The sequence below is a fragment of the Enterococcus sp. genome (assembly GCF_022711995.1).
Lineage (GTDB): Bacteria > Bacillota > Bacilli > Lactobacillales > Enterococcaceae > Enterococcus_D.
The window spans coordinates 1-5,962 of sequence record NZ_JALAHI010000002.1 but is presented as its reverse complement, the minus strand read 5'-3'; the positions used below and the strand labels follow the sequence as shown (position 1 = coordinate 5,962).

3 protein-coding genes are annotated in these 5,962 nt (G+C 36.0%); all 3 read left to right on the top strand.

The window, feature by feature from the left end; all coding sequences use genetic code 11:
- The first annotated feature begins 125 nt into the window (after window positions 1-125).
- From Q0A12_RS00060 to Q0A12_RS00050, 3 genes are read left to right on the top strand one after another with little or no spacing between them, the layout of a single operon-like run.
- On the top strand, window positions 126-1,988 hold the full coding sequence (locus Q0A12_RS00060) for a beta-glucoside-specific PTS transporter subunit IIABC (RefSeq protein ID WP_291290687.1): 1,863 nt from the start codon (window positions 126-128) through the stop codon (window positions 1,986-1,988).
- A 29-nt stretch (window positions 1,989-2,017) separates the two neighbouring features.
- Window positions 2,018-4,249: a glycoside hydrolase family 3 N-terminal domain-containing protein gene (locus tag Q0A12_RS00055; RefSeq protein ID WP_291290686.1), complete on the top strand. Its 2,232-nt coding sequence runs from the start codon at window positions 2,018-2,020 to the stop codon at window positions 4,247-4,249.
- Window position 4,250: 1 nt separating this feature from the next.
- Complete coding sequence (locus Q0A12_RS00050; RefSeq protein WP_291290685.1) at window positions 4,251-5,687, top strand: glycoside hydrolase family 1 protein; 1,437 nt, start codon at window positions 4,251-4,253, stop codon at window positions 5,685-5,687.
- The last annotated feature ends 275 nt before the right edge of the window (window positions 5,688-5,962 follow it).

Genomic DNA, 5,962 nt, shown 5'->3' with positions numbered 1-5,962 from the left:
GATCCATATAGATCGTTTGGTTTATCATTAATAAAACGTAGTAAATGGGAATTAATTTGAATCGTGTACTTAAACTTAGATGAGTATTTAGTATATTAAAAAAATTGATTTGAGGAGAGAATGTTATGAAAAGTTATAAGGAATTAGCAGATTTTATCATTGAAAATGTTGGAGGCAGGGAAAATATTCAATCATTGACCCATTGCGTCACTCGCTTAAGGTTTCAGTTGTATGATGAAACAAAAGCAGATGATGATTCCTTAAAAAATAATGATGGAATAGTGACAGTTTTAAAGTCATCCGGACAATACCAAGTTGTTATTGGAAATCATGTGCCAGATGTGTATAAAGAAATCAATAAACAAGCAGAAATAAAGGGCAATGAACCAGAAGTGTCTCAGAAGCAAGTGGGCTTGAAGGACAGAGCTTTTGACTTGATTTCAGGAATCATGTTACCTTCAATGGCAATTCTAGCAGCTTCAGGAATTATTAAAGGATTAAATGTTATTTTTAATTTAATGGGCTTATATAGCATGGAATCTTCCTATTATGAATTAGTAGCAGCGATCGGTGATGCAATATTTTATTTCTTACCAGTTTTCCTAGGGTATAATACTGCCCAGAAATTGAAAGCAAATCCTTTTTTAGGAATGGTTATTGGTGCAATTCTCTGTTATCCATCAATAAACGGCGTAGACTTGACATTCTTTGGTACAGACGTGAATGCTACCTATACATCTTCTGTGCTTCCTGTAATATTGATCGTCGCACTTGCGGCTCCTATGGAACGATTTTTAAATAAAGTCATTCCGGCTGTAGTTAAGACGTTTGTTGTACCAATGATTATCATGTTGATTTTAGTTCCGCTAGGTTTTCTTGTTATAGGACCTATTGCAAATTTGGTTGGTGCTGGTGTCGCAACGATCATAAACACACTTATCTCATTTAGCCCAATTTTGGCTGGGATTTTTATTGGCGCTTTTTGGCAAGTATGTGTCATCTTTGGTGTGCATATGGTTATCATGATTCCTTCTATTATGAACTTATTGTCAGGAGTACCTGATTCATTTATGGGATTAGCAACATCTGTAACATTTGCGCAAACAGCGGTTGTTTTGGCAATTTGGTTAAAGACAAAAGATAAAACTCTAAAGAATATCGCTCTTCCAGCTTGGATTTCAGGAATTTTTGGTGTGACAGAGCCTGCGATTTACGGAGTGACCTTACCTAGAATCAAAATGTTTATTATTTCATGTATTGGAGCAGCAATCGGCGGTGGTATTGCAGGAGCGTTGAATCTTAAAGTATTTACAATGGCAGGAATGGGTATTTTTGGATTACCTGGTTATTTAGAACCAAATGCCGGGAATTTGAATAATTTTTTAGGTGCGTTACTGGTTATAGTTGTAGCAATGCTCGTTTCTTTTGTGTTAACAATAATTGTATTTAAAGACGAAACAGTAAGTGACAATAGTAAAGCCAATCCTAATTTATCGTTAAATGATGATCCAAAAATGGATAAAACTCTATTGGAACAAGAAGTGATAATGAGTCCAATCAAAGGAAGAATCATTCCTTTAAAAGAAATTTCTGACGTAGCTTTTTCAGAAGGAATTATCGGTAAAGGTGTAGGGATCATGCCTAAGGAAGGAAAGGTGTATTCACCATGTGATGGGACAATACTTTCAGTATTCCCTACGAAGCATGCACTTGGTATTATTTCGGAAAAAGGCAGTGAGATACTTATCCATTTGGGAATGGATACTGTGAAACTTGATGGAAAGTTCTTTGAAAGTCATGTCGAAGTAGGTCAGAAGGTAAAAGTAGGGGATCTCTTGATAACATTTGACATTCAAGAGATTCAAAAAGCCGGATATGCGATTGAAACGCCAGTAGTAATTACAAATTCAGAAGACTACAAAGATATTACAACTACTGAAGAAGCAACAGTTTTACCTGGAAATCAATTACTTACGTTATTTATGTAATGGAAAAAAAGAGAGGAGTCACAGGAAAGATGAAATATAGAATTATCGAATTTGATGACTATTACCTAGTAGAAAATAAGTCCGGCGTAACGATAAGTTATGCAAAGAACAGCGGGGTCAACTTATTATTTGATGATGGCTATGCGTTTAAAGATTTAAATAAAAACGGTCTGATTGATCCTTACGAAGATTGGCGTCTTGATGAAGAGGATCGAATCAACGATTTAGTTAAAAAACTCACTATTGAGGAAATTGCTGGCCTTATGTTGTATAGTCCTCACTTGGCGGTTTCCAGTGGAGATGATGTTTTTTCTCAAAAATTTAGAGGAACATACAACGGAAAAAGTTACACAGATTCTCGAGCGCACATCTGGCAGATTACTGATGAGCAGAAGAAAATGATCAACGAGAACAAAATCCGTCATCTACTGCTGACAATTGTTGATGATGGTGAAACTGCTGCTCGATGGAATAATCAAATCCAAGCTTATTGTGAAAGTTTAGGAAAGGGAATCCCCGCTAATATTAGTTCAGATCCCAGACATGGGGTTAGTGGAAAATCTGAGTTTAACGCTGGAGCTAGTAACAATGTTTCCAACTGGCCTGAACCAGTTGGAATAGCGGCAACCTTTGATCCTAGAATTGCTTATGAATATGGAAAAATAGTGGCAAAAGAGTATCGGGCAATGGGAATAACAACCTCACTTTCACCTCAAATTGACTTGGCGACTGATCCTCGATGGATGCGTTTCTCTGGTTCATTTAGTGAGGACACACAATTAGCGACAGATATGGCGCAAGCTTTTTGTGATGGCCTTCAAACTACAAATGATTCGGGATGGGGAGAAGATTCAGTAAATGCAATGGTTAAACACTGGCCGGGTGGGGGAACTGGCGAGTCCGGTCGTGATGCGCATTATGCTCATGGAAAATTTGCTGTCTATCCAGGGGATAATTTTAAAGAGCATATAAAACCTTTTTCTGAAGGAGCATTTAAATTACAAAAAGGAACGAAAAAAGCCGCTGCCGTAATGCCTTATTATACGATTTCATACAATCAGAGCAATCAAAATGTAGGAAATAGCTTTAATCGCTATTTAATTACTGATTTATTGAGGGAAACCTATGATTATGATGGGGTAGTATGTACAGACTGGGGAATAACCAGTGATGTTAAGACATTTGGTGGTTTCTCTGGTGGAAAGTGCTGGGGATTGGAAAAAGAATCTGTTGAAGAACGACATTTTCAAGCACTGATAGCTGGTGTTGATCAATTTGGTGGGAACAATCAAATTGATCCAATCATGAAAGCATTTGAAAAAGGGTGCACGCTATTTGGTGAAGTCGAAATGCGCCAGCGCTTCCAAGCAAGTGCGAAACGTTTGTTAAAAAATATTTTTCAATGTGGTTTATTCGACAATCCTTATACAAATCCGGATAAAGCAAAAAAAGTAGTGGCAAATCAAGCTTTTGTTGAAAAAGGATTTCAAATCCAGCAGCAATCGGTTGTTTTATTAAAAAACAAAAACGACGTTTTACCTATTAAAAAAGGGAAGAAAGTCTATCTGCCTAATCGTCGTATTGCTGAGACAACAAATTGGTTTGGACAAAAAGTACCAGCACATTTTGAAAAACCGATTAGTTCTGATGAAATCCAAGGATTCTATCAGGTAGTAAACAATCCGGATGATGCAGATTTTTCGATTATTTGTATTGATTCTCCAAACTCTATTGGCGGTTATAGTGAAAATGGTTACGAACCTATTAGTTTGCAATATGAAAAATATGTTGCAAAAAATTCAAGGAATGAGAGCATTGCTCAAGATCCCCATGATCAGATACCAAACAGATCGTATAGAAATAAATCATCTAAGCCTAGTAATGAGGCTGATTTAGAAATAGTAAAAGAAACGGTCAGACAGATGAATGGTAAGCCAGTGATTGTGGTTGCAAATACAAAAAATCCATTTGTAGTTAAGGAATTTGAAAGTGAAGTAGACAGTATATTACTACATTTCCAAGTAGAGCCAAAAGCATTTTTGAGAATAATTAGTGGTCAGACAGAGCCAAAAGGACTATTACCATTCCAGATGCCAAAAGATATGTCTGAAGTTGAGAAACAGTTTGAAGATGTTGGACTAGACATGGATTGTTATACAGATAGTGAAAACAACAAGTATGATTTTGGATTTGGATTAACTTATCACGGAATAATTAACGATGAGCGAACCAAGCGATATAAAAGGAAAGAAGTGAATTAGGATGTTTCCAAAGGATTTTTTATGGGGTGGAGCAACGGCAGCAAATCAGTGTGAGGGTGCTTGGCAGGAAGACGGAAAAGGAGCTAGTATATGTGATCATATGCGTAGCGATGATAAAAAAAGAACGCGAATCTTTGATCGTATAATTGATAGTGATGCCTATTATCCAAATCATGAGGGGATAGATTTTTACCATCATTACAAAGAAGATATAGCAATGTTTGCTGAAATGGGATTTAAAGTGTTTCGACTTTCTATTGCTTGGAGTCGAATTTTTCCAAATGGGGATGAAACAGAACCAAATGAAGCAGGGTTAGCTTTTTATGATGACGTTTTTGATGAATGTTTAAAATATAATATTCAGCCTTTAGTTACTTTGAGTCATTTTGAGATCCCTTATCATTTAGTTGAAAAATACAATGGGTTTTCTAATCGTAAAGTAATTGATTTCTTTGTTCATTATGCTTCTACAGTAATGAACCGCTATAAAAATAAGGTTAAGTATTGGCTTACTTTTAATGAAATCAACTTTGCAACTATGCCATTTGGATCGTTAAACGTATTAGGGATGATGAGCGATAAGACTAAGGACCTGTTCAACCCTAGTGATAATGAACAAGAGAGATATCAGGCACTGCATCATGTTTTTATCGCGAGTGCAAAAGCAGTTATTGAAGGGCATAAAATCAATCCTGAATTTAATATCGGCTGTATGATTGCGCACATGACCATCTATCCCTTAACACCAAACCCAGAAGATGTTTTACAAGTACAAAAGTGGGAAAATCATTTGAACCATTTCTGCGGCGATGTTCAAGTTAAAGGAGAATATCCTTATTTTGCAAAGAAAATGTTTGAACGTAAAAAGATAGACCTTGAATTTCAAGCTGAAGATAAGCAAATTTTGAAAGAAGGTAAAGTTGATTTTTATTCCTTCTCTTACTATTCTAGTTACTGTACAACAGTTTCTGAAGGAAAGGAGCTCACTGCTGGAAACTTAATGAATGGCAATAAGAATCCGTATCTACAAGCGAGCGAATGGGGCTGGCAGATAGATCCTGTTGGATTACGGTATACGCTTAATAAAGTCTACGATCGTTATCATATTCCTATTATGATTGTGGAAAACGGTCTTGGAGCCGAAGATATTGTTAACCAATCGGGAGAAGTCATTGATGATTATCGGATTGACTATCTCAGAAAACACATTATAGCAATGAAGGAAGCTATCGAAGACGGTGTGGAATTAACTGGTTACACGATGTGGGGCTGTATTGATCTTATTTCATCCAGCACGGGAGAGATGAAAAAACGCTACGGTTTCATTCATGTAAATAAAGAAAATGATGGTTCAGGTGACTTAAGTCGTACAAGAAAAAAATCATTCTATTGGTATAAAAAGGTAATTGCTTCTAATGGTTTACAACTTGAGGATTAAGAAAATAGGACGAAGTAACCGCAAACTTTTTCACTATGATAATTGTGGCTAAAATTATCAGCAAAACAAAATAATTCGAATTATTCAAAATATGTCTGACGCAGTTCAGAGGAGTTTGTAATTCTATTTTGAAAAAATAATATTTTACTATCGCAAGAATGCACTTAAAAGCTCTTTGTTGACTTTTAAGTGCATTTCTTTTTGTGTTAACAATCCTTACCACATTTAAAACAGTCTAGATGATAAACAAACCCCGTTAGGAGAATCTATCAAAT

Excerpts from the sequence above, each read along its gene's own strand:
- Q0A12_RS00055 (WP_291290686.1), top strand. The coding sequence starts at position 2,018 with ATGAAATATAGAATTATCGAATTTGATGACTATTACCTAGTAGAAAAT.
- Q0A12_RS00060 (WP_291290687.1), top strand. The coding sequence starts at position 126 with ATGAAAAGTTATAAGGAATTAGCAGATTTTATCATTGAAAATGTTGGA.
- Q0A12_RS00050 (WP_291290685.1), top strand. The coding sequence starts at position 4,251 with ATGTTTCCAAAGGATTTTTTATGGGGTGGAGCAACGGCAGCAAATCAG.